The 23,892-nt window shown below is 71.4% G+C and carries 25 protein-coding genes; 16 read left to right on the plus strand and 9 right to left on the minus strand.

Features of this window, described 5'->3' with window-relative positions; all coding sequences use genetic code 11:
* Positions 1-96: 96 nt before the first annotated feature.
* Both FL583_RS20170 and FL583_RS20175 read right to left on the minus strand, forming a co-directional pair.
* Positions 97-1,080 carry a S66 peptidase family protein gene (locus tag FL583_RS20170; RefSeq protein WP_142706253.1) on the minus strand — a complete coding sequence of 328 codons (984 nt, stop codon included), beginning with the start codon at positions 1,078-1,080 and terminating at the stop codon, positions 97-99.
* Positions 1,077-1,598: a YbaK/EbsC family protein gene (locus FL583_RS20175; RefSeq protein WP_240746750.1), complete on the minus strand. Its 522-nt coding sequence runs from the start codon at positions 1,596-1,598 to the stop codon at positions 1,077-1,079. Before FL583_RS20175 ends, FL583_RS20170 begins: the two co-directional genes overlap by 4 nt.
* A 53-nt stretch (positions 1,599-1,651) precedes the next feature.
* Here FL583_RS20175 and FL583_RS20180 point away from each other — a divergent pair, with 53 nt between their 5' ends.
* Positions 1,652-2,425, plus strand: a complete 774-nt coding sequence (locus tag FL583_RS20180) for an NAD-dependent epimerase/dehydratase family protein (protein ID WP_142706254.1) — start codon at positions 1,652-1,654, stop codon at positions 2,423-2,425.
* On the opposite strand, the gene FL583_RS20185 is transcribed toward FL583_RS20180, so the two are convergent.
* Positions 2,397-3,383: a Gfo/Idh/MocA family protein gene (locus tag FL583_RS20185; RefSeq protein WP_142706255.1), complete on the minus strand. Its 987-nt coding sequence runs from the start codon at positions 3,381-3,383 to the stop codon at positions 2,397-2,399. The two genes, FL583_RS20180 and FL583_RS20185, sit on opposite strands and share 29 nt — an antisense overlap.
* Positions 3,380-4,522, minus strand: coding sequence for an N-acetylglucosamine-6-phosphate deacetylase (gene nagA / locus FL583_RS20190; protein ID WP_142706256.1), 1,143 nt, complete (start codon positions 4,520-4,522; stop codon positions 3,380-3,382). Before nagA ends, FL583_RS20185 begins: the two co-directional genes overlap by 4 nt.
* A 160-nt stretch (positions 4,523-4,682) precedes the next feature.
* On the opposite strand from nagA, the gene FL583_RS20195 reads away from it, so the two are divergent.
* Positions 4,683-5,021, plus strand: a complete 339-nt coding sequence (locus tag FL583_RS20195; RefSeq protein ID WP_142706257.1) for a DUF3263 domain-containing protein — start codon at positions 4,683-4,685, stop codon at positions 5,019-5,021.
* Positions 5,022-5,066: 45 nt separating this feature from the next.
* Here the strand turns inward: FL583_RS20195 and FL583_RS20200 are convergent, their stop codons facing one another.
* The 4 genes from FL583_RS20200 to FL583_RS20215 form a co-directional block, all read right to left on the minus strand.
* On the minus strand, positions 5,067-6,818 hold the full coding sequence (locus FL583_RS20200; RefSeq protein ID WP_142706258.1) for a sensor histidine kinase: 1,752 nt from the start codon (positions 6,816-6,818) through the stop codon (positions 5,067-5,069).
* A gap of 50 nt (positions 6,819-6,868) precedes the next feature.
* Positions 6,869-9,064 (minus strand): AAA family ATPase, encoded by a 2,196-nt coding sequence (locus FL583_RS20205; protein ID WP_142706387.1) that lies wholly within the window; start codon positions 9,062-9,064, stop codon positions 6,869-6,871.
* 229 nt (positions 9,065-9,293) lie between these two features.
* Positions 9,294-9,974, minus strand: coding sequence for a GntR family transcriptional regulator (locus FL583_RS20210; protein ID WP_142706259.1), 681 nt, complete (start codon positions 9,972-9,974; stop codon positions 9,294-9,296).
* A gap of 52 nt (positions 9,975-10,026) precedes the next feature.
* The gene (locus FL583_RS20215; RefSeq protein ID WP_142706260.1) at positions 10,027-11,106 is read right to left on the minus strand and encodes an amidohydrolase family protein; all 1,080 of its coding nucleotides are present in this window, start codon (positions 11,104-11,106) and stop codon (positions 10,027-10,029) included.
* Positions 11,107-11,194: 88 nt separating this feature from the next.
* On the opposite strand from FL583_RS20215, the gene FL583_RS20220 reads away from it, so the two are divergent.
* The 13 genes from FL583_RS20220 to FL583_RS20280 all read left to right on the plus strand — a co-directional run bounded on the left by FL583_RS20220 (position 11,195) and on the right by FL583_RS20280 (position 22,492).
* A complete protein-coding gene (locus FL583_RS20220) occupies positions 11,195-12,466 on the plus strand; it encodes an MFS transporter (protein WP_142706261.1) in 1,272 nt (423 codons plus the stop codon).
* A gap of 80 nt (positions 12,467-12,546) precedes the next feature.
* Positions 12,547-13,065: a nuclear transport factor 2 family protein gene (locus FL583_RS20225; RefSeq protein WP_142706262.1), complete on the plus strand. Its 519-nt coding sequence runs from the start codon at positions 12,547-12,549 to the stop codon at positions 13,063-13,065.
* Entirely contained in the window at positions 13,062-13,901 is an 840-nt protein-coding gene (locus FL583_RS20230) for a fumarylacetoacetate hydrolase family protein (protein ID WP_142706263.1), read from the plus strand. The genes FL583_RS20225 and FL583_RS20230 overlap by 4 nt, the downstream gene beginning before the upstream one ends.
* Positions 13,898-14,332, plus strand: a complete 435-nt coding sequence (locus tag FL583_RS20235; protein ID WP_142706264.1) for a RidA family protein — start codon at positions 13,898-13,900, stop codon at positions 14,330-14,332. Before FL583_RS20230 ends, FL583_RS20235 begins: the two co-directional genes overlap by 4 nt.
* The gene (locus tag FL583_RS20240; protein ID WP_142706265.1) at positions 14,316-14,723 is read left to right on the plus strand and encodes a cupin domain-containing protein; all 408 of its coding nucleotides are present in this window, start codon (positions 14,316-14,318) and stop codon (positions 14,721-14,723) included. The genes FL583_RS20235 and FL583_RS20240 overlap by 17 nt, the downstream gene beginning before the upstream one ends.
* Positions 14,724-14,736: 13 nt before the next feature.
* Positions 14,737-15,915: an aromatic ring-hydroxylating oxygenase subunit alpha gene (locus FL583_RS20245; RefSeq protein ID WP_142706266.1), complete on the plus strand. Its 1,179-nt coding sequence runs from the start codon at positions 14,737-14,739 to the stop codon at positions 15,913-15,915.
* A 5-nt stretch (positions 15,916-15,920) separates the two neighbouring features.
* Positions 15,921-16,754 (plus strand): ABC transporter permease, encoded by an 834-nt coding sequence (locus FL583_RS20250; RefSeq protein ID WP_170323759.1) that lies wholly within the window; start codon positions 15,921-15,923, stop codon positions 16,752-16,754.
* A gap of 19 nt (positions 16,755-16,773) precedes the next feature.
* A complete protein-coding gene (locus tag FL583_RS20255; RefSeq protein WP_142706268.1) occupies positions 16,774-17,808 on the plus strand; it encodes an ABC transporter substrate-binding protein in 1,035 nt (344 codons plus the stop codon).
* Position 17,809: 1 nt separating this feature from the next.
* Entirely contained in the window at positions 17,810-18,607 is a 798-nt protein-coding gene (locus tag FL583_RS20260; protein ID WP_142706269.1) for an ABC transporter ATP-binding protein, read from the plus strand.
* Positions 18,604-19,353: an ABC transporter permease gene (locus tag FL583_RS20265; protein ID WP_142706270.1), complete on the plus strand. Its 750-nt coding sequence runs from the start codon at positions 18,604-18,606 to the stop codon at positions 19,351-19,353. Before FL583_RS20260 ends, FL583_RS20265 begins: the two co-directional genes overlap by 4 nt.
* A gap of 9 nt (positions 19,354-19,362) precedes the next feature.
* A complete protein-coding gene (locus FL583_RS20270; RefSeq protein WP_142706271.1) occupies positions 19,363-20,370 on the plus strand; it encodes an isopenicillin N synthase family dioxygenase in 1,008 nt (335 codons plus the stop codon).
* Positions 20,367-21,548 (plus strand): aromatic ring-hydroxylating oxygenase subunit alpha, encoded by a 1,182-nt coding sequence (locus FL583_RS20275; RefSeq protein WP_142706272.1) that lies wholly within the window; start codon positions 20,367-20,369, stop codon positions 21,546-21,548. The genes FL583_RS20270 and FL583_RS20275 overlap by 4 nt, the downstream gene beginning before the upstream one ends.
* Complete coding sequence (locus FL583_RS20280) at positions 21,545-22,492, plus strand: VOC family protein (RefSeq protein WP_142706273.1); 948 nt, start codon at positions 21,545-21,547, stop codon at positions 22,490-22,492. The genes FL583_RS20275 and FL583_RS20280 overlap by 4 nt, the downstream gene beginning before the upstream one ends.
* 38 nt (positions 22,493-22,530) lie before the next feature.
* On the opposite strand, the gene FL583_RS20285 is transcribed toward FL583_RS20280, so the two are convergent.
* A complete protein-coding gene (locus tag FL583_RS20285; protein ID WP_205752298.1) occupies positions 22,531-23,376 on the minus strand; it encodes an alpha/beta fold hydrolase in 846 nt (281 codons plus the stop codon).
* A 49-nt stretch (positions 23,377-23,425) separates the two neighbouring features.
* Between FL583_RS20285 and FL583_RS20290 the strand changes: the two genes are divergently transcribed.
* Positions 23,426-23,875, plus strand: a complete 450-nt coding sequence (locus FL583_RS20290; protein WP_142706275.1) for a VOC family protein — start codon at positions 23,426-23,428, stop codon at positions 23,873-23,875.
* Positions 23,876-23,892 lie beyond the last annotated feature (17 nt).

A 23,892-nucleotide genomic window follows, 5' to 3' on the forward strand; every position in this document is an offset into this window, starting at 1 on the left:
GCGCCCTCCTGGCTCAGCCCGTACGGGGAACTCATCGGCGTCTCGCCGTGGCCGTCCAAGTGTCGTTCAGGCATCCGACGGTTGCGCCCGGGTAGCTCAGTGACGGGTCAGGACGATCTCCACCGCTCCCGGCTCGGCCGCCAGGTAGCACGACCCGCCGACCGGGAACGCGTAGATCGGGCTCGTGTGCCCCACGTCGACGTTCGCCAGCACCGGGACGCCGGCCAGCTGCGGCGCGGTCGTGACGATCTCCCGGAGCAGTTCCTGGGTCATCCCGGTGGCCCGCTGGAACCGGCCGATCACCAGCCCGCGGACCGCGACCCCGGTCTGCAGCAGCGACGTCAGGCGCCGAGCGAAATCGTGGACCGACGACTCGAAGTCGTCCTCGACCACCAGAACCGCCCCGTCCAGGTCGGGCCAGTACGGCGTCCCCTGCAACAGCGCCAGCGTGCTCAGGTTGCCGCCGATCAGCGGGCCGTTGGCGATGCCCGGCTGCAGCAGCCACCAGCCCTCGTTGCGAGCCGGGGCCGCCCGCTCGATGTCCGGCCGCCACCACTCGTCGTCGGTCCACGTCGCCGACGGACGCCAGCTCACCGCCGCGCCCGTGAACACCGCGCTCCGGAACGCCTCGATCGTCGCCTCGTTGTGGTCGCGCATCGCGAACGTCGAGAAGTGCGGGCCCGAGTACGTGACCAGATTCGACCGGGCCAGCAGCGCGCACTGCAGCGCGGTGATGTCGGAGAACCCGCTGAGCACCTTCGGGTTCGCCCGGATCAGGTCGTAGTCGAGGTGCGGGAGCAACTGGTTCGAGTGGTAGCCGCCGATCACCGTGAGAATCCCGTCGACCTCCGGATCGGCGAACGCCTCGTGCAGGTCGGCCACGCGTCCGGCCACCGGACCGGTGCCGAGCGGCCCGGTCTCCTCGACGTGCGCACCGAACGAGATCTCGAACCCGAACTCCCGCTGCAGCCGCTCGACCGCGCCCGCGCGCGAAGCGTCCGAAAGAAGGCCTAAAGACGACGACGGCGCGATCACCCGGATGCGGGAACCCTCGGTCAGCCGGGGCGGCAGCGTCGTCACCGGGCCTGCCCCAGCCCGTCGAGGACCTCGGCCGTCGGGAGCGCGGCGAGCGTCGCTCCGGGGATGCGAATCTTCGATTCGCGCAGCCCGCTGCCGATCACCACCTCGGCCGAGGCCGCGACCGCCGCGTCGATCAGCACCGGCCAGTCGGCCGGCAGGCCGAGCGGGGTCACCCCGCCGTAGGCCATCCCGGTGATCTCGACCACCTCGTCCAGCGGTGCGAACGACACCTTGCGGACGTCCAGGTGACGGCGGACGAGCCCGTTGATGTCGGCCCGGGTCGTGGCCAGCACGAGGCAGGCCGCGTACTTGACGACGCCTCCCCGCTTGCCCGCCACGACGACGCAGTTCGCCGACTCGTCCAAGGGCTCGCCGTACCGGGCGCAGAAGGCCTCGGTGTCGGCGTCGGTCGGGTCGATCGCAGCGACCTTGGCCCCCTCCACGAGGGCCTTCCCTACCGGTGGGGCCAGCAGTTCCAGGTGGTCGGCGGCGGGCAGCCAATCCAGCTTCTCGGTCACGTGCGATCCTCCGATCTGTTGGCTGCAACCCAACCACGGATGCGAGGGCGTTGATGACCGAGGTGGTTCTGCTGACCGGCGCGGCCGGCCTGATCGGTTCGGCACTCCGGACCCGGATGGCCCGGCCCGGGCGGCTGCTACGCCTGTTCGACACCGCGACGCTGGGCGCACCCGGCCCGGACGAGCAGGTCATCCAGGCGTCGGTCACCGACCCGGCCGCGGTCACCGACGCCTGCGCCGGCGTCGACGCGATCGTGCACCTGGCCGGCATCTCCGGCGAGGCGCCCTACGACGAGATCCAGGCCGTGAACGTCGAGGGCACCCGGAACGTGTTCGAGGGCGCCCGCGAGCACGGGATCTCCCGGGTCCTGCTGGCCAGCTCGAACCACGCCGTCGGTTTCGCGCGGCGGGAAGACGAACCCCTGCCCGCCGACGTCCCGTTCGCGCCCGACACCTGGTACGGCTGGTCGAAGACGTCGATGGAGTCGATGGGGCAGCTCTACCACCACCGGTTCGGGATGGACGTCGTCGCGCTGCGGATCGGGACCTGCCGCGAGACGCCGCCGCACGTGCGCTCGCTGGCGACCTGGCTCTCCCTCGACGACGCGGCCCGGCTGGTCGAGGCGTCGCTGAGCACGCCGTCGCCGGGGTTCCGGCAGGTCTGGGGCGTCTCGGCGAACACCCGGAACTGGTGGTCGCTGGCCGAGGGTTTCGCCATCGGCTACGCCCCGGAGGACGACGCCGAGGCCTACGCCGACCAGGTCGACGGTGAGCCCACCGACCTCGTCGGCGGGCCGTTCACCACGATCCCGCTGGGTGAGCGTTGAACTCGGCGGCGGTGCGGGCGCGGTCGAGCGTCCGCATGATCGACAGCGTCTCGTCGAGCGTCATCAGCGGGGACTCGGTCTCGCCGGCGCGGATGCGCCGCGCGACCTCCTCGGCCTGGAACGTGTAGCCGAGGCCGGGGAGCGTGAACTCCTCGGTCACCGGCTCGGCGCCGGTGCGGACCAGCGTGAACTTCTCCGGCCGGAAGAACGTCGGCGGGATGTCGATCCGGCCGGTCGTGCCGGAGATCGCGGCCCGGATCGGGTTGAGGCCGCGCAGCGAGCAGTGCAGCACCGCGACCGCACCGGACTCGTACCCCAGCAGCACACCGGTGTTCGCGTCGACGCCGGTCGGCGCGAGCCCGGTGGTGGCCAGCACGGTGGCCGGCTCGCCGAGGATCATCGACGCGAACGAGATCGGGTAGACCCCGAGGTCGAGCAGCGCGCCGCCGCCGAGCTCGGGCGCGAACAGCCGCCCGGCCGGGTCGTACTCGGCCGGGAACCCGAAGTCGGCCTCGACGGTCACGACCTCGCCGATCGCGCCGTCGGCGAGCAGGTCGCGGATCCGGGCGATGGCCGGGTTGAACCGCGTCCACATCGCTTCCATGCAGAACACGCCGGCCGCCCGGGCGGCCGCGACGACCTCGGCCGCCTCGACCTCGTCCATCGTGAACGGTTTCTCGACCAGGACGTGCTTACCGGCGCCGATGAAGGTCAGCGCGGCCGACGCGTGCCCCGAGTGCGGGGTGGCGACGTAGATGACGTCGACGTCGGGGTCGTCGGCCAGAGCCTGATAGCTGGCATGGGCGTGGGGGATGCCGAATTCGTCCGCGTAGGCCGTCGCGGTCTCCGCGGCCCGCGAGCCGACGGCCACGACCTCGTGGTCGTCCAGCGTCCGCAGGTCGGAGGTGAACGTCCGGGCGATGCCCCCGGTACCCAGAATGCCCCAGCGCAGCGTCACGCCCTCATTGTGAACGACCCGCCGACCAGCACCTCTTCGACCTCCAGGTCGGCGCCGAGGACGAGCAGGTCGGCGGCCAGGCCGGGCACCAGCGCGCCGACCCGGTCGGCGATGCCGATGGCTCGGGCCGGGGTCGCGCTCAGAGCGGTGACCGCGTCGATCAGCGGCACCCCGGCGTCGACGGCCCGGCGCAGCGCGATGTCCTGGGTGAGCGTGCTCCCGGCGGTCGCGCCGCTGCCCTCGATCAGCGCGACGCCACCCCGGACGTCCACCGAGCGCGGGCCGACCTGGTACTGGCCGTCGCCGGAGCCGGCCGCCGCCATCGCCGCGGTGACCAGCGCGATCCGCTCCGGACCGCAGAGCCGGAACGCCATCGCGAGCAGCGCGTCGTGGACGTGGATGCCGTCGGCGATCAGCTGCACGACGACGTCCGGGTGCTCGAGCAGCGCGCCGACCGCCCCCGGTTCGCGCTGCTGCGGCCCGGGCTGGGCGTGGAAGAGGTGGGTGGCCAGCGTCGCGCCGGCCTCGATCGCGGCCAGCGTGCGCTCGTAGCCGGCCCCGGTGTGCCCGATCGCCACCAGCACGCCGGCGTCGACCGCCCGTTTCACCAGCTCGAGCGCGCCCGGCAGCTCGGGGGCCAGCGTCAGCACACGCAGGTGCCCTCGGCAGGCGTCGATCAGCGTCTGCAGCGCGTCGACGTCGGGCGGGATCATCGCCGCCGGGTCCTGCTCGCCGGCGTGCGCGGGGGAGAGAAACGGGCCCTCGGCGTGGATGCCGGCCAGCGCCCCGGCCTCGACCAGAGGTGCGAGTGCGGACGCGGCCCGAGCCATCTCGTCGAGCGGCGCGGTGGCCAGACTCGCCAGCGCCGACGTCGTCCCGTGAGTGCGGTGCAGGGCCCCGATCGCGGCCGGCGCGTCCGGCTCACCACTGCAGTAACTCTGGCCACCGCCACCGTGGACGTGCAGGTCGACGAAGCCCGGTACGAGCCACCGTCCACCCAGGTCGACGACCTCGGCGTCGCGGGGGAGAGCCCGCTCGGGGCCACCGACGGCGGCTATTTTTCCCGATTGGAGAGCCACCCAACCACCCGGCACGACCCCGACCGGTGACACCAGCGTGGCGTCGGACAGGACGGTCATGCCGCTCCTTACGCAGATCAGAACGGTAGGTCATCGTACCTTCGGCCAGTTGTATCCGGCCGCGTGCATCAGCGTCGCGTCAGACTGTGCACAGAGCCCCGTCCGGAGCCGTTCCGATGGCTACAGTGGGGACGCTGGCCGGAGGAGGGACGAGGAGTTCATGGACCAGAGCCACGTCCCGGCGCCCCTCGACGAAGCTGATGAAACTCATGAGGCTGCCGAGAACGCCGGGCCGGAACTGAACGATTCAGGGTTGACCGAGCGCGAACTAGCGATCCTGGCATTCGAACGGCAGTGGTGGCAGTTCGCCGGTGCCAAAGAGCAGGCGATTCGCGACCAGTTCTCGATGTCGGCGACCCGGTACTACCAGCTGTTGAACGCATTGATCGACCGGCACGACGCACTGGTGCACGACCCGATGCTGGTGAAGAGGCTGCGTCGCGTGCGGGCGCAACGTCAGCGCCAGCGCTCGGCTCGCCGCCTCGGCGTCCGCCTGTAGGTCCCTTCGGGCGCGTGCCGCCGGGGCACGCGTCCGCCGGAAGGTTCATCCGCAGGGCAGGCCGACCCGCAGCCGGGTACCGGCGCCGAGGTCACTCTCGACGGCGGCCCAGCCGTGCAGGGCGCGGGTGCGATCGGTGATCCCGGCGAGCCCACCACCGGGGACGACCCGCGCTCCGCCGGGCCCGTCGTCGGCCACCAGACCGTGCAGCCAGCCGTCGACCTCGGTGATGACGATCCGGACGGAGGCGTCGGGCGCGTACTTGGCCACGTTGGTCAGTCCCTCGCAGAGGGCGAAGTAGGCGGTCGCCTCCACCGCGGGTGGCTGCCGCCGTGCGCTCACCGCGAGGTCGACCGACAGCCCCAGCCGACCGGCGACCGACTTCAGGGCCGGCCCGAGCCCGTCGGTGCGCAGTACCGGCGGATGCAGGCCCTGGGCGAGCGCCCGCAGGTCGTCCAGCGCGGCCTGGACCTCGTCCCGGCACGCGGCCGCGACCGAACGCACCGACTCGACCGGCGTCTCCGCGGCCAGCTGCTCGAGCTGCGCCGACAACGCGACCAGCTGCTGCTGCGCGCCGGTCCGGAGGTCGTTCTCCAGCCGCTGCCGCTCGGCCGTCTCCCGCTCCTCGACCCGCGCCTGAGCGGCGTGCACCTGCTGGAGGTGCGCGGTCGCGACTGCCTGGAGCTGCGCGGTGAGCAGGGCCTGGCTGCCGGCCCGGAGCACCGCGTCCACGATGGCGGGACGGGAACGCAGGGCCGCGTCCAGCTCGATCACGGCCAGCGGCGTGCGATCGTCGGTGCGGGTCTCGATCAGCCAGCGCGACGGCTCCGCGGGTGGCAGGTCGACCAGCCGGCCGGCCGAGTCGACGTAGCTCTCCTCGGTGGGCACCCAGAACAGCAGCGTCAGCGACGGGTCGCGCAGCGCGTGCGCGAGCGCCTCCCGCACCCGGGCGACCGACGTGCTCGCCGACGTCATCCGGACGACCCGCAGCGGAGCGTCGACCTCCCACCAGCGCTCCCGGAGCGCGCCGGAGAGCACGGCCAGCGGCAGCACGACCGAGACCGTGTTCTCGACGACGTAGAACGACATCAGCGCTTCGAGGTCGGTCCACGCGTCGGTGCGCAGCGTGACCGTGGCGACGATGGCGACGAGCGCGGTCGCGACCAGCACCGGGATCATCGCCGGGCGCTCGTTGCGGGCCAGCCGCCGCCCGCGGCGCACCAGCAGGGCCAGGTACCAGACCGCGAGGACGCACTGCAGGCCGATGTTCACCGTGATCAGCCGGTCGAACAGCCACTCGTCCGGCACCAGCGTCGGCCAGAACACGTCGGCGGAGTTGCCGTTCCACTCCGGGCGGGACACGAACTCGACCAGGAACTCCTGGACGATCAGCACCTCGATCGCCGCGTACATCCAGTAGCGCTCGGCCCGGCCGACGAGCCGCCCGACCGGGTAGACCAGCACGGCCGCGCCGACCGCAATGATGCTGACGCCCTCGCTGAAGATCGCGAAAACCGGGAAGATCCCGCGGTCCCAGATCGACAGCCAGGTGAACGCCGTGAACGCGGCGGCGACGACGAGGAGCACGCCGCTGCGGCTGCGCGTGTCACCGGTCCCGGCGAGCAGACCGCCGGCCGCGCCGAACGCGACCGAGGCGACGACCGAGAGCGCGGCCGCGGCGACGTGGTGCCACCAGTACGGGGCACCGCAGACGAACGTGAGCAGACCGGCGCCGAGACCGAGCAGGGCCGCGCGGCCGATGTGCCCCGGAACCGGTAGCGCCGCGCGCATGCTCACGCGCGGATCGTAGTGGGGGTCAGTGCCGGGCCGCCGCCCCCGAACGGGGGTCAGCGGTTCTCGGCGTACGCCTTCAGGTGGGCCACCTGCACCGGGTCGAGCGACGGGCGGACCTTGCCGCGGGCGGTGCGGAGGTGCTCGGCGGTGACCTCGGCGGTGTCCATCGACTCGCGCATCGCGGCCAGCGCGGCCTCGCGCACGAGCGCGGCGCAGTCGGCCGAGGAGAACCCGTCGAGCTCCTCGGCCACGGTCTTCAGATCGATGTCTTCGGTGAGAGGCACCTTCCGCGCCGCGGCCTCCAGAATGTCGGCCCGGGCTGATGCGTCCGGCGGCGGGACGAACACCAGCCGCTCCAGACGGCCGGGCCGGAGCAGCGCCGGGTCCACCATGTCCGGCCGGTTCGTCGCCCCCACCACCACGACGTTGCGCAGCGACTCGACGCCGTCCAGCTCGGTGAGCAGCGCGGCCACCACCCGGTCGGTCGTGCCGCCGTCGGTCGACTGGCCGCGGACCGGCGCCAGCGCGTCGACCTCGTCGAGGAACACCAGCGTCGGGGCGGCCTCGCGGGCCCGGCGGAACAGCTCGCGCACCGACCGCTCGCTCTCGCCGACCCACTTCGTCAGCAGCTCGGCGCCCTTCACCGCCAGCACGTTGGCCTGCCCGGTGCCGGCCAGGGCCCGGACCAGGAACGTCTTGCCGCAGCCGGGCGGCCCGTAGAGCAGCACCCCGCGCGGCGGGTCGACGCCGAGCCGGGTGAACGTGTCCGGGTAGCGCAGCGGCCAGAGCACCGACTCGGTCAGCGCCTCCTTGACCTCGACCATGTCCCCGACGTCGTCGAGGCTCAGCGAGGCGACCTCCAGCGTGGACTCGGCCATCGAGGTCGGCCGCACCGTTTGCCGGGCCACGTCCAGGTCGGACTGGCCGATCAGTGGTGAGTCGTGGTCTCGTTGTCGGATCGCGGCGCGGACGCCCGCTTCGCGGACGAGCGTCCCGAGGTCGGCGGCCACGAAACCCGGCGTCCGGGCGGCGACGTCGTCCAGCGAGACGTCGTCGGCGACGGGGAGGCCGCGGGTGAACAGCGCGAGCAGATCGCGGCGCTCGGTCGCGTCCGGCATCGGCACCCGGAGTTCGGAGTCGAGCACGCCGGGGCGCCGCAGACCGGCGTCGACGTCTTCGGGTCGGCTGGTCGTGCACACGACCGCGGTCTGGCCGTCGCCCACCAGGTCGGCGATCAGCTGGATCAGCACGGTGGCGAGCGGGCCCGGGTCGGTGCGCGGGGCCAGCGCTTCCACGTCGTTGAGCAGCAGCACGGCCGGCTGACTCTCCTGGGCCCGGGCGGCGGCTTGCCGGAGCGCGTCGGCGGCCGCGTTCGGCGCGACCGCGGCCAGGCCCGGGCACCAGATGCGCAGCACCGCGGCCCCGGTGGCCTGGGCCACCGACCGCACCAGCGTCGACTTGCCGGCGCCGGCCGGGCCGGTGATCAGCACGCCGAGCTGAACGTTCGTCCCGAGCCGGTCGAGCACCTCGCGGTGGTGGAACGCGAGGTCGAACAGCTCGGTCAGGTGCGCGGCCTGGCTGCGCAGGCCGACCAGGTCTTCCGGCGGCCGGGGTTCCTCGTCGAGCGCGGCGCCGGGCTCCGCGAACGCCTTGTCGGTCGCCGTGCTGATCCGGACGCCCCGGGCCGCGGCGGTCTCGCGGTCGACCGCGGTCCCGGCGGCCCCGGCCGCCCCTGGGGAGGGGAAGGTTCCGCCGGGAGGCGGGACCGGAACGCCGAGGCCGCTGGGTGACCGGGGGATGCCCGGGGCGGCGGCCGGGAAACCTGCGGATCGCGACGGCGTGCCGCTGGTCCAGGCCGGGCCGGTCGCCGACCGGCCCCAGACCGCGCCTCCCGACGTCTCCGACCAGGTGACGATCGTCTCCGGCGTGACCAGCGCGGCCGTCTCCGGCTCGGACGCGACGACCGTGAGCAGCGCGGCCGTCCAGCCGCTGCCGACCGTGTTGGAGAGGCTCCGGCGGGCCGACTCCACCAGCGGGCGGTGCGGGTGCGCCGGGTCGAGGTCCTGCGGTAGCAACGAGACGTCGTCGCCGCTGGTGACGACCTTGCTCAGCAGCGCCAGCCGGAGCATCTCGGGCGAGACGGCGGCCACCACCGTGGCGTCCCCGGTGACCGTGACCGTGCGCGCGCCCTGAATCGGAGCCGCGCTGACGTCGACCGGGGCGCCGTCCCGGATCCGGAGGTTGCCCATCGTCAGGTCGTCGGCCAGCAGCAGGCCGCGGGCCGAGCCCGGCTCGCCGGGCGCGGCGATGCCGGCCGACGTCCGCTCCGCGCTGCGCAGCAGGACCGGGTCACCCGGCTGCAGGTCGAGCGCGGCCAGGACCTCCGGATGCAGCCGGACCACTCCCCGGCGGGCGTCGAGCACGGCCGACCGCAGGCTGGCGGTCAGGGTCAGCGAGGGCGGCTGCGATGTCACGTTGTCAGTCTGCGTCCTCTTGCAAAGCGTGCGCAGCGACGGTGGCGGTGTCGTTGATGTGGTTCAGCGTGATCGCGATGACCGCGTCGGCGTCCCGGGCCCGATAGGCCTTCACCATCGCGCGGTGGTCGTCGCGGGCCCGGCGCCGCCGGGCCGGGTCGTTGTGCACCGAGAGGCCGACGTAGAGCGCCGACACGTCGGCGAGCCGGCGGAGGATCGCCCGCAGGTGCGGCTGGTTCGACGTCCCGTCGAGCAGTCGGTGCAGGCGCCGGTTGTTCTCCACCCACTCGGCGTCCGGGCTGGTCAGCGTCATCCGGCGGACGAGGATGCCGGCTTCGTCGAGCTCCTCGTCGGTGATCGTCTGGACCCGCTCGCGGATCGCCATCGGCACCAGCAGCCGGCGCAGCGCGTACACCTCTTCGAGCTCGGCCAGGCTCACCTTGTGCACGGTGGCACCGCGGAACGGGTCGACGTCGACCAGCCCCTGGCTCTCCAGATCGCGCAGCGCCTCCCGGATCGGGGTGACGCTGACCTGGAGCTGGGCCGCGAGATCGGCCTGGACGAGGTGGGTACCGGCCGGGAGCAGGCCGGACACGATCGCTTCGCGAAGCCGATCGGTCACGTCTCGGTGAGCGGTGCGGACCGTGCTGGCCGCGAGGGTCGGGAGCCCACCGTTCGCCTTCATGTGCCCCCTCGCCTTCCCGGCTGAGATTCCAGTGTAGGGGGTGCGACGGGTATCACAGGAACGTGCCGCGACCGCCGGCGGTAGCCGCGATCACCGAGCCGGTCGTGCGCACACCCAGGAACGCGGCCCGGCGCGGTTCCTGACCCGGCCAGAGCGGAGTGTCCAGCGAAACCGTCGGGTCGACGACGATCCGGCTGTCGTCCAGGCCGCCGGCCGGGCGGAAGACCGCGGCCGCCGCCGTCGTCAGCTTCTCGATCGCGGTCGGCAGCGTCAGTACACCGTCGTCGACGAGGCTGAGCACGGCGGGCAGCAAGCTCTGCTCGATCTCCAGGCCCGGGCCCTTGTTGCCGGCGATCGGCGCATTGTGGTCGCTGGCGATCAGGTTCACGGCGTCGGCGACGATCGCCCGCAGGGTGTCGCGGGCCGGGTTGCCGGGCACCGGCGGGAGCACGAACAGTTCTTCGGAGCGGCCCTCGGGCAGTTCGAGCAGGAAGTGCGGCGAGGTCTGGCTGGTGGAGTCGGGCCGGGACGCGACCTGGTCGGCCATCGTCTTCGACGTGACGTGCCGGAAGTGCACCGGGCCGCCGTGGTCGGCGACCACCGACTCGAATGCGGCCTCGTCGTAGAAGTAGATCGCCGCCCGGCAGTCGGCGGCCCAGATCGCTTCGACGGTCCGCTCGAAGTTCGGGTCGTTCGAGTAGCACTTGATCACCGGCGCCCAGGTCTCGCGGATCTCGTCGCCGTGGGCGGCCAGCCAGGCCGGGAAGTCGGCGCTGCTCGGCTGATCGGAGACGGAGAGGATCGGCATCATCCGCGGGAAAGTGGTCGCGCGGAAGAACGCGGTGACGCCTTCGAGCGGCAGATCCTTGATCAGGTGCCAGGGCGTCGCCGAGTTCAGCTGGGTGACGCCACCGGCCAGCGCGCGCAGCCGGTCGAACTCGCGCACTCCGCGGGGCACCAGCGGCAGGTGGGCGTCGGCGTCGAACACCCCGGGCAGCACCCAGTAGCCGGAACCATCGAAATCGGAGCGGGCCGCGGCGACCCCGGGCACGTCGAACGTCACGTCGGTGCGGTCACCGGTCAGCGGGTCGAGCACGTCGTGCAGGACGACGGGCATCAGCGTTTCTGCCATCGGGGTCCTCTCATCTGATTTCAGGCATCGTATATGATCGAACCTCTTGGTGGGCGCCCCTGCTGAGAACGAAGGTGCGGGTGAAGGCATGAGGGTGCCGACGTCGTTCGGGTGGTCGTGCGTCGCCCGGATTCCTCCGCTGATGACGCCGATCGCCCTGGTCGCGGTCGTGCAGCAGATACGGAACGACTACACGGTCGCCGGGCTGGCGTCGGGGTTGTTCGGGGCCGGGATGGCGGTCGGGGCGCCGGTGCTCGGGCGACTGATCCAGCGGTACGGGCAGGCGCGGGTGGTCGGGACGGCGTCGGCGGCCTGCGGGCTCGTGCTGGCCGGGCTCGCGCTCGGTGAGGCACTCCGGCAACCGGTGGCGTCTCTGCTGGTGCTGGCCGGTGTGGCGGGTGCGCTGGTGCCGCCGTTCACCGCGGCGATGCGCGCGGTGTGGACCGCACTGGCGGCGGATGCGCGGACGCGTTCGGCGAGCTTCGCGCTCGACGGCGTCACGTTGGAGTTGCTGTTCGTGGTCGGTCCGATCCTGGTCTCGGGAGCCTTGCTGATCGGGCCGGACGTGCTCGCGCTGCTGGCGGCCGCCGTCCTGATCGGAGTCGGGGGTGTCGGGTACGCGCTGACTCGTCCGGTGCGTGGGCTCGCGCGAGGCGGCCCCTCGGCGCCCACCGAGCGAGGTCTGTTCCGGCGGCCGGGCGTGCCGGCGGTGCTCGTCGTCGCGTCGGCCACCGCGGCGACGATGGGAGCGGTCGACACCGCGTTGCTGGCCGTCGCGGCGGACGATCTCGGGGGATCGGCGCTGATCGGGCCGTTGATCGCGTGCATCGTGGCGGGGAGCGTCGTCGGCGGGCTGGTACTCGGTGCCCGTGCTTGGCCGGGGACTCCGGCGACGCAGTCCCGGGGCGTCCAGCTCGGGCTCGCGGTGCTGCTAGTGCCGATCTGGGCCGTCGTCATGCGGCCCGGTGGGCCGCCCTTGGTGCTGCTCGGGGCGCTGCTCGCGGTGTTCGGCTCGATGCTCGCGCCCTGCTTGATCCTGCAGCAGGCGGTGCTGGACGACCTGGTGCCGGCCGCTGCGCGCCTACCGGCCCAGGCCTGGCTGGCCAGCGGCACGACCGCCGGAACCGCGCTGGGCACCGCGATGGCCGGCGCTGTCGTCGAGCTCGGCGGCCCGGTGCGCGCGCTGGCCATGGCCGTGGCGCTGACCGCGGCCGCAGCCGCGGCGGCGGTGCGGGTCGCGTCGGCGGCCCGGATCTCGGCCGCCGGCCCGGGCGCGGCGGCGGGCGCGGTTTCGTCGAGCGCCACGCCTGATGGCGCCGAGGTTTCCGCCCCCGACGCAACTCCGGCCCCACCCGGGTAACCGTTTCGCGCTCGTGAAGTCCTTGTAGCAGAGCCATTGCTGCCCTGGACGACCGCTCGGCAGCCAGTCACATTTCATATATGATCGGAGATGCCACCGAGGAGCTGCTGGCTCGTCTCGACGCGTTGGAAGCCCAGGACGCCGTCCGCAAGCTCAAAGCGGCGTACATGCAGGGCCTCGACGACCGTCTGCGCGGGCGGGTGGCGGACCTCTTCTGGGAGGACGCGGTCTGGGAGTCACTCCCGGGCCGGGCCCCTACCAGTCCTCCGCCCTCCGCACCGATCGTCGGCCGCGAGGCCATCGCCCAGTCGTTCGTCGACGCCGCGAACTGGATGTCGTTCACCGCGCACTACCTCACGAACGAGGACATCGCGGTGACCGGCGACCGGGCGGTCGGCCGCTGGAAGCTGCTGCAGACCTGCACGGCCGAAGCGACCGACACCGCGTTCTGGCAGGCCGGCGTGTACGTCGACGACTTCGAGCGCCGGGACGGCGTCTGGAAGTTCTCCCGGCTGCGCCTCGCGATGGACTTCCGCACCCCGTTCGACGAGGGCTGGGCGAAGACCCGGTTCTGGGACCCCACGAAGGACGGCTCATGAGAATCGCGAAGTTCCGCTCCGGCGGGGTCGTCCGCACCGGCCTCGTCACCGGCGACGAGATACAGCCGCTGCACCACTCGCTCGACGAGCTGGTCGGCGGCGCGACCCCGGAGCCGCTCGGCGGCCGGATCCCGCTGACCGCGGTCGAGCTGCTCGCACCGCTGACCGTGGACTGCCGCGGCTTGCTCTGCTGCGGCATCAACTACGTCGAGCACCAGCGCGAGTCCGCCGAGGCGTTCGTCAAGGACGTGCCCGAGTACCCGATTCTGTTCTTCAAGACGCCGGCCGCGGTGGCCGACCCGTTCGCGGCGCTCGACCTCGACCCGCACGTCTCCACCGAGTTCGACTGGGAGGTCGAGCTGGGCGTGGTGATCGGCCGGGGCGGCCGGGACATCGCGGCCGAGGACGCCGAGCAGCACATCTTCGGCTACACGGTCGTCAACGACGTCACCGCCCGGGACGTGCAGCACCGGCACAAGCAGTGGCACCTGGGTAAGAACGTCGACCGCAGCACGCCGGTCGGGCCCTGGATCGTCACCGCCGACGAGCTCGGCTACCCGCCGGTCGTCGACGTCGCGCTGACCGTCAACGGCGTCCGCAAGCAGCACGCGACGACCCGGGACATGGTCTTCAGCATCGCCGACCAGATCGCGGTGATCTCCCGGTACCTCGAGCTGCGCCCGGGCGACGTGCTGGCCACCGGCACGCCGGCCGGCGTCGGCTTCGCCCGGACGCCGGCCGAGTTCCTGCGGGACGGCGACGTCGTCGAGGCGTCGATCGACGGCATCGGAAGCGTGCACAACCAGGTCCGGGCCCGCACGGCGGTGAGCGCGTGAACCGGGTCGTGCGCACCGACGGAGAGACCGTAGGTCTCTACTCGCCGGCCGTCGCCACGCCGGCGAACACCGGGCTGGTGTTCGTCAGCGGTGTCCTCTCGGTCGACAAGGCCGGCGAGACGATCCACGCCGGCGACTTCGAAGCCCAGATGCGCAACGTGTTCACGCTGCTCGGCAGCGTGTTGGAAGCCGCCGGCAGCTCGTTCGGCGAGCTAGTGAAGATGACCACCTACCTGGTCGACCCCGACCACATCGCGGACTTCTACGCGGTCCGCGAGGTGATCTTCGAAGACCTGTTCCCGGGACGCCGCCCGCCCGGCAACACGCTGCTGGTCGTCCGCCGGCTCGTACGCGCCGAATTCCTGATCGAGATCGAGGGCGTCGCGACGACGACCCGGGAGCGAGGAGAGTCCGATGAGCTCGTCGGTTGAGACCACGTCATTCGCCAGCGGGAGCCGGCTGGTCGGCACCGGCGCGCTGGACGCCGACAACGCGGCCGATGCGGGTGGCGCGTCCGGCGCGCTCTCCCGCGGGACCGCGACCTCGGCGGCCGGTATGTGGATGGGCACGAGCGTGCTCCCGCCCGGTAGCAGGTCCGCACCCCACCACCACGAGGACCAGACCACGTTGGTCTGCGTCATCTCCGGCGCGATGCGGTTCCTGGTGCAGGGACCGGACGGCCTGGAGGACTTCACCGCCACCGCCGGGCAGATCGCGGTGGTCCCCGGTGGCCTCGTCCACCACGAGGAGAACCCCGGCGACGAGGAGTGCCTGTGCGTCGTCGTGCGCAGCTCCGAAGCCCCCGTCGTCGTGAACGTCTGAAGGAGTCAACCGGATGAACCCGCAGGTCCAGGCCATCCTGAACGCGCTCGATCCCACGTCGACCGACTACACGACCGCCCGCACGATGCCGGCCTCGGTCTACACGTCCGAGGACTTCTACGCCTTCGAGAAGGAAGCGATCTTCGCGAAGGAGTGGCTCTGTCTCGGGCACGTCAGCCAGGTCCCCAACGAGGGTGACTACTTCACGATCCAGGTCGCCGACGAGCCGCTGATCGTCGTCCGGGGCAGCGACGGCGCGATCCGGGTCATGTCGTCGATCTGCCAGCACCGCGGCTATCCGGTGAAGATCGACGGCGACCAGGGCAACGCCAAAGAGTTCCGCTGCGACTACCACTACTGGGCCTACAACCTCGACGGCCAGCTCAAGGCCGCGCCCGAGATGACCCGCACGTGCCCGCTGGCGCAGCTCCGCGCCGAGACGCAATTACCGCAGCTCAAGGTCGAGATCTGGCACGGCATGATCTTCGCGAACATGGATCTGGACGCCGCCCCGCTGGCGCCCACGCTGACCAAGCTCGCGCCCGAGTTCGAGGCCTATGACGTCTCCAACCTGACGCTGATCAACCCGATGGAGTACAAGGGCCAGCCCTGGAACTGGAAGGGCATGCACGAGAACGCCCTCGAGCCCTACCACACGTCGTTCGTCCACATGGGTTACCACGACATCGCGCCGGCCTCGATGGCCGAGTTCACCGAGTGGGACGACGCCGACGGCCAGGTCATGCACCCGACGAACTACCGCTGGATGGACGCCGGCTTCAACCCGACCGGGATGGCGATCCTGCCGGTCTTCCCGGGGCTGTCGGAGGAGCGGCGCAAGCGCGTCATGTTCGCTTCCGTCTTGCCGACGGTCTTCTTCGCGCTCAGCCCCGAGCAGGTCTTCTACTTCCTGATCACGCCCGAGTCGGCGAACACGATGACGCTGCGGATGGGCTGGCTGTTCCCCGAGGTCTCGCTCAAGTCGCCGGGCTTCCAGTGGGCGTTCGAGATGCAGAACGCGGTGAACCAGGTCATCAACGACCAGGACATCTACTCGAACACGCGGATGCAGGACGGTCAGCGGTCCCGGTACACCAAGCGCGGCCGGTACAGCTGGCAGGAAGGCACGCTGCCGCAGATGAACCGGTGGCTGACCCTTCGTTACCTGAAGCACGCCGCCGAACTCGGATGACCGTCATGTCGCAGTCGGCGGTCCAGGAGGCCCGCGAACAAGACGTGGTCGACCGGGCCCTGCCCCCGTCCCGGGGTACGGGCCGGCGGCTGCGCCGGGCCGGTGCTGCCGTCGTCCACGCGGTCTGGCCACTGATCGCGCTGTTCGGGGCCTGGGCACTGTGGGTGCGGGCCGGCGACGTCCCGCCCGCCGTCGCGCCCAAGCCGGGCACGGTGCTCGAGTTCCTGGCCGAGAACGCCGGGAGCTTCGTCGGCGACGCGCTCAACACGCTGGCCGTCGTCGTGGGTGGCCTCGTCGTCGGCGCGGTGGCCGGCGTGGTGCTGGCCGCGCTGTCGTGGACGTCGCAGATCGCCCGGGCGGTGATCAACGGGCCCGCGTTGCTCACCCAGTGCCTGCCGGTCGCGACGATCACGCCGGTGCTGGCCCGGTTGTTCGGCTACGGCGTCAGCACGATCGTCGTGATCACCGCGTTGATCTCGTTCTTCCCGGTGCTGGTCTTCGCCGCCACCGGGTTGCGTCAGACGCCGGCCGGCGCCGACGACCTGTTCGTCGTGCTCGGGGCCGGCCGGTGGACGCGGTTCTGGCGGCTGGCCGTGCCGTCGGCCGTGCCGCGGGTGCTCGTCGCGATGCGGGTGTCGGTCGTCGCCGCCGTCGCCGGAACGATGCTCGCGCAATGGGTCATGGGCACCAGCGGGCTCGGCTATCGCCTGATCATCGCCCAGACGTCGTTCCGTACCGCGGAGGCGTGGGCGTCGTCCGTCGTCTCGATCGTCCTGTCGGTTCTGCTCTTCGCGGTCGTGTCGGCGATCTGCCGCGTGGTCGAAAAGCGTTTCTCATAACCCCCCACTGGAGAACCCCATGGCCACCAGAAGGAACTTCCTCAAGATCGCCGGGCTCGGCGTCACCGCGATCGCCGCGGCCCCGCTACTGGCCGCCTGCGGCGGCGGCGATGACGACGCGAGCAGCAGCGGCGGCGTGACCGACCTCAAGGTCCAGCTGTCGTGGATCACCGACGCGAGCTTCTCGCAGCTCTACATCGCCGACTCCAAGGGCTACCTGGCCGACGAGAAGGTCAAGCTGTCGCTGATCCCCGGCGGCTCCGACATCGGCGCGATCGAGGGAATCGTCGCCAGCGGCGCGGCCGACGTCGGCATGTCGACCGACATCACGAGCCTGATCGCGGCGATCGCCGACGGCAACCCGCTGGTCTGCATCGGTGCGCTGTACCAGGAGAACCTCAACGCGCTGATGTCCGACCCGGCCAAGCCGATCACCAGCGTCGCCCAGCTCAAGGGCAAGAAGATCGGCGGCAACCAGGGCGTCCAGACGAAGTTCGACGCGATGTTCAAGCTGGCCGGGCTCGAGCCCGACTACACGTTCGTGCCCACCGGTTACGGCCCCGACCCGCTCATCAAGGGCGACGTCGACGCGCTCGCGGTGTTCGTCACCGACGAGGCGCTGGCCTACCAGGACACCACCGGCAAGGCGCCGACGCTGCTGACGTTCACCGAGGCCGGCCTGCCCGCGTACACCGAGCCGATCTTCGTCACGACCGACACGCTCAAGAACAAGCGCGACGCGCTCAAGGGCATGCTCTCCGCGTTGAAGAAGGCGTCGGCCGACGACATCGCGGACCCGGCGCTGGGCGCCAAGCTCGCGGTCGACCAGTACGGCAAGGGCAACGACCTGACGCTCGAGCACGAGACCGAGCACAACAAGGCGTACGTGAAGTTCATCGAGAGCGCGGCCACCAAGACCAACGGCTACCTCTGGGTCGACCCGGCCGAGATCTCCGGCCCGATCGTCAAGGGCATGAAGGCGTCCGGCCTGAAGACCGCCGACGTCTCCAAGATCCTCGACACCTCGCTGCTCGAAGAGCTCAAGGAGGGGTGACGTGACCGCCACCGCGACGCGGGGAGCCCCGATCCGGCTGGGCGGGGTCGGCAAGACGTTCTCGTTGAAACGAGGGAAGTCGGTCGAGGCCGTCCGCGACCTCTCGCTCGAGATCCAGCAGGGCGAGTTCGTCGCGCTGATCGGCCCGTCGGGGTGCGGCAAGTCGACGGTGCTGCGCATGATCGCGTCGCTCGACGCCCCGACCAGCGGAACGGTCACGGTCGCCGACCAGAAGCCGGGTGAGCTCGCCGCCCAGCATCGGCTCGGCGTCGCGTTCCAGGACAACGCGCTGCTGCCCTGGTCGTCGGTGCGGCACAACCTCGCGCTGCCCTACAAGGTCGCCCACCGGCCGGTGGACCGTCAGCGCATCGACGACCTGATCGACCTGATCGGGCTGCGCGGTTTCGAGGACGCCCGGCCCAAGCAGCTCTCCGGCGGTATGCGTCAGCGGGTGTCGATCGCCCGGTCGATCGTCCTCGAGCCCGACGTGCTGCTGCTCGACGAGCCGTTCGGCGCCCTCGACGCGGTCACCCGGCGCCGGTTGAACGGGGAACTCCAGCGGATCTGGATGGCCGACCCGGTCACCACCGTGCTGGTCACACACGACGTCGACGAGGCTCTGCTGTTGGCCGACCGGGTCGTCGTCCTCTCGCCCCGGCCCGGCCGGGTGAGCAAGGTCCTCGAGGTGCCGTTCGCCCGCCCGCGTACGCAGGAGGTCACCCGCACGCCGGAGTTCCACGAACTGGTCGACGAGCTGACCGCCGAGCTCGACGTGCTGAGCCGGGGGTCGGGCGAGTGACCAGGGCGCTGCGATCGAGCGCCTACGGCGCCCTGGGAATGGTGGTGGTCCTCGCCGTCTGGCAGCTCCTGGCCACCACGGGGACGCTCGGTGGCGCGCTCACCGCCCCGACGGTGGTGGCGCGGGTGTTCGGGGACGCCGAGGAGCGGTCGACGCTGGCCCAGGCGGCGGTGGCGACGGGCGGCGAAGCGGTCGTCGGGTTCGGTTGGAGCCTGCTCACCGCGGTCGTGGTCGGGCTGCTCGTCACGCTGGTCCGGCCACTGCGCCGCGGAGTCGACCAGCTCGCGACGATCGAGAGCGCGATCCCGTTCCTCTCGCTCGCGCCGATCATGCTGGCGCTCGTCTCCCGCGAGCACGTGCCGGCCGCGATGGCCGCCGCGACCGCGTTCTTTCCGCTCTACGTCGCGGTCACGGCCGGCCTGGACGCGGTGTCCAGGTCGGTCGCCGACCTGTGCACGGTGCTCGGGGCGTCCCGGATCGACACGCTGATCCGGGCCCGCATCCCGGCCGGTCTGCCGGTCATAGCGACCGGTTTCAAGGTCGGCATGCCGCTGGCCATCGTCGGCGCGGTGATCGGCGAATGGTTCGGATCCAGCGACGGTGTCGGGCCGATCATGCTCGCCGCGATGCGCGGCTACCAGATGCCCACGATGTGGGCGGCCGTGGTCGCCACGGTCCTCGTCGCGCTCGTCCTCTACGGCGTCTGCGCACTTCTCGAAGCACTCGTGACTCACCGATTCGGCTAAGGGGTCCCCATGGCCTTTCCTCCCGTCATCGATCTCACCAGCCCCGACGCCCCCGCCCTCATCGACGAAGCCTGCCGCAACGTCGGCTTCTTCCAGGTCGTCGGGCACGGCATCCCGCAGTCGCTCATGGACTCGGTCTTCGACGTGGCCGACCGGTTCTTCGGCCAGGAACTACCGGCCAAGATGGCCTGGGCCTCCCCGTCGCCGGAGATCGAGCGCGGCTACTCGGCCAAGGGCACCGAAGGGCTGGCCTACAGCCTCGGGCTCGAGCAGCCGCCGGACCTGTTCGAGGCGTTCACGATGGGCCGCGACCCGCTGCCCGACGACCCGGCCTACCACACGACCGAGCACACGCTGTTCGCCGAGAACATCTGGCCGGACCAACCGGCTGACCTGCGTCCGACGTTGATCGAGTACTGGGACAATGCGGAGCGCGTCGTCCATCGGATCACGTCGCTGATGGCGGTCGCGCTCGGTCTGGACAGCAACTACTTCGAGGCCTACACCGACAAGGCCGTCGAGGCCGTCCGGATCAACTACTTCGAGGGACGCCCGGGTGACACCGCGCTCCCGAACCAGATGGGCATCGGCGCGCACACCGACTACGGGATCGTCACCGTGCTGCTCGCCGACCAGGAACCGGCGCTGCAGGTCTACACGAAGGACGAGGAGTGGGTCTACGTCGCTCCCGTTCCCGGCGCACTGGTCGTGAACGTCGGCGACCTGATGGCGCGGTGGACCAACGACCGGTGGCGGTCGACCCTCCACCGGGTGATGCCGGTGCTCAGCGACGACAACTCCGTCCGCCGTCGCCGCTCGGTGCCGTTCTTCCACGAGGGCAACTTCGACGCGATCATCGAGTGCCTGCCCACGTGCACCGACGCCGAGAACCCGCCGAAGTACGGGCCGATCAAGGGCGGCGACCACTTCTACGCCAAGACGATGTCCGGCCGGCTCCTGGAGGCGGCGGACGCCGAGTCGACGCTCGGCGAGCGCGAGAAGGCGCTGAAGTCTTGACGTCCGACGTCTCGGCGCTGGTCGAGCAGGTCGCCCGGTCCGCGGGCGACCTGCCGTCGGCGATCTCGCTCCCGCCGCGCTCCTACACCTCGCCGGAGTTCTACGAGTTCGAGCGGGATGCGGTCTTCGGCGACAGCTGGCTGTACCTCTGTCACGTCTCCGAGGTCGCGAGCCCCGGGGACGTGCTGCCGATCACGGTCGCGGGCGAGCCGCTCGTCGTCACTCGGGACCAGAGCGGTGAGATCCACGTGCTGTCGTCGCTCTGCCGGCACCGGTCGTACCCGGTGATCGCCGAGCCGGCGAACACCCGCTCGCTGCGCTGCCCGTACCACTACTGGAGCTACGGCCTCGACGGTCGCCTGCAGAACGCGCCGTCGATGGATCCGGCCCATCGGCTGGCCGACCTGAAGGCGACGTACTGCCTGCCGTCGTTCCCGGTCGAGATCTGGCAGGGCTTCGTCTTCACGCACCTCGGCGACGACCCGGAGCCGCTCTGGCCGACGCTGGAGCGGCTGGCGCCCGAGTTCGCCGCGCACCGGACGTCGGAGATGGTCGTGGGCGGCGGGCTGGTGCTGAAGGACCAGCCCTGGAACTGGAAGAACATGATGGAGAACGCCCTGGAGGCGTACCACACCAGCTTCATCCACCGCGGCTACCACGAGAACGCCCCGGCGCGGCTGGTCGAGTTCCTCGACTTCGACCCGGACACCGAGAACGGCATCATGCGCTACGCGCCGTTCCTGCAGGAGGACGGCGGATTCCTCCAGGAGGACGGCAAGGCCGCGTTCCCGGTCATCGACGGTCTGACGAAGGAGCAGCGCAGCCGTGTCGTCTACGCGGCGGTGCCGCCGACGATGTTCGTCTCGATGAAGCCCGACTCGATGATGGTCTTCCGCATCACGCCGGACGCTCACGACCGCCTGACGCACTCGGTGACCTGGCTGTTCCCACCCGCGACGGTGCAGATGCCGGAGTTCGACGAGCTGATGGCCAAGCTGCGCGGGTTCTTCGACGTCATCAACGGCCAGGACGCGGAGGCCAACGCGAACATGTTCGCCGGGTTGAGCGCCCGCAACGCGGCCCGCGGTCCGTTCTCGCCCCAGGAGGCAACGTTGCCGCAGCTCAACGGCTGGCTGCTGCGCCGGTACCGGGCCGCCCTGCGCAAGGCCGACCGATGACCGGGTTCGGGCCACGCCGGCTGGCCCACGTCAACCTGTTCGTCAGTGACCTGGAGCGGTCGACGGCGTTCTACACCGAGGTCTGCGGGCTGGACGTCGTGTTCGAGGAGCCGGGGATCTCGGCGGTGTTCCTCTCCAACGGCACCAGCCATCACGACCTGGCGTTGATGGAGGTCACGCCGGGGGAGCGGGTCGGCCGGGACGGGCACGTCCAGGTCTCCCGGGGCCGCGGCCGCCGGGCCGGGCTCAACCACCTCGGCTGGGAGATGGCCTCCGAGGCGGCGCTGGTCGAGGCCATCCACGACGTCCGCGGTCAGGGCGTGAAGCTGCACCGGACCGTCGACCACCAGATCTCGCGCAGCGCGTACGTGTTCGACCCGGACGAGGTCTACCTGGAGTTCTACTGCGACGCCGCCGAGGACTGGCGGGTCACGTACGCGAACAACACCGGTCAGCTGATCACCGGTTCCTGGGATCCGGACGCGGCCCCGGCCGACGCGTCGGCGCGCTACGCCGAGTCCCCGACGATCACCGTGGTCGAGGACGCCGCACTACGGCCGGTGCGCACGGCTCGGGCCAGCCTGATCGTGTCCGACCTGGACGCGGCGGTGGCGTTCTACACCGGCGTGGGCGGGTTGTCGGTGCTCCGGCGGGGCGAGGCCGGGGCGGTGCTGGGCGGCTCGCTCGGACTACCGGACCTGACGCTGCTGGTCGGGACGAACCCGGGCCTCGACCATTTCGGCCTCGAGCTGCGGGACGCCGTCGAGCTGGCCGAGGGACTGGCCCGGGTTCGGGCGGCCGGTGTGCCGGTACTGCACGAGGAGTCGTCGCCGTACAAGCAGAGCCTGGTCCTCGTCGATCCGGACGGCATTCGGGTCGAGTTCCTGGTTCCCGGCGAAGGGGCGCTCGTGACACCGGGGCCGGAAAGTCCTTTCGCGATCTGAGGCTCGACCGGCAGAAGAAGCCGCCGTCCGGCGGGACGTCAGATCCGTTTCTCCTGGAGAAAGGCCCGGACCAGCGCGTTGAACGTCGCCGGGTCCTCGAACTGCGGCCAGTGGCCGACGCCCGCCATCGGCGCGAAGCGCGCGCCCGGGATCCAGCCCGCCAGCTCCTGGCCGACGCTCTGCGGGCCGGTCGCGTCCCGATCGCCCCAGACGACGAGCGTGGGCGCGGTGATCTGCGCCCAGTCGACCGGGGAGAGCAGGTTCCGGGCCCGGACTTCGGGGTCTTGCAGGCACAACACCCTCTCCATGGCCTCGGAAGCCCCGGGGCGCCGGTAGATGGCCAGCCGGGCGCCGACCAGGTCCGCGGTCACGGTTGCCGGGTCGGCCATCAGCCAGGCCAGTCGTTCCCGGACGCTCTTCTCGGTCGGGGCCTCGGTCGCCGCGGCCGACAACGTCCGGATGGCGTTCATGACGGTGGGATCGGCGCGCACCCCGCCGGGAGCGACCAGGACGAGGCGACGGAGCCCGGAGGGGAACCGGCGCGCGAAGGCCGCGCCGACCCAGCCGCCGAGGGAGAGCCCGACAAGGTCGGGTGCCTCCAGGCCGAGGTGGTCGAGCAGCACCGACAGGTGCCGGACGTAGCCCTCGACCTCGTACGAACGGCCGGCCGGAGCGCTCGACCAGCCGTGGCCGGGAAAGTCGTAGGCGAACACGCGGTGGTCGACGGCGAGCGCGTCGATCGTGTGGGTCCAGGCCTCGAGGTGGCCCCCGACGCCGTGCAGGAGGACGACCGGGGGAGCGGCCGGTGGACCGGCCTCGACGAGCCGGGTACGGACGCCGTCGACGTACACCCGGCGGGGGCTGAGGGCCTGCTCTTTTGGCACCCAAATCATATAACATATAGGTTGTTACCTGCGGGTTAATGGAGCTGCTGTGCTGGATGTGCAAGCCGTCGACCACGTGGCGGTCACCGTTCCCGACCTCGACGACGCGGTCTCCCTGCTCACCGACGTGTTCGGGGCGCGCGAGCTGTACCGCCGTGTGTACGCTCCGCGCGGCGACGAGATGGTGACGCAGTTCAACGCGCACGCCGAGGCCCGGTACCGGCTGGCGAAGCTGCGGCTGGGCGGCACCGACGTCGAGGTGTTCGAGTACACCGCTCCCGACCAGCGGGTCGAGCATCCACGCAACGCCGACGTCGGCGGTGGGCACCTCGGGCTGCGGGTGCCCGACATCGACGCGGCGGTGGCGGCTCTGGCCGACGAGCCGCGCATCCGGGTGCTCGGCGAGATCCAGCGGATCGAGCCGCCGCACCCGCTGGCCGGCCGGCGTTGGATCTACCTGCTCACGAGTTGGGGTCTGCAGCTGGAGCTGGTGTCCTGAGCCTGCGTCAGCGCTCT

Source organism: Cryptosporangium phraense (assembly GCF_006912135.1).
Taxonomy (GTDB): domain Bacteria; phylum Actinomycetota; class Actinomycetes; order Mycobacteriales; family Cryptosporangiaceae; genus Cryptosporangium; species Cryptosporangium phraense.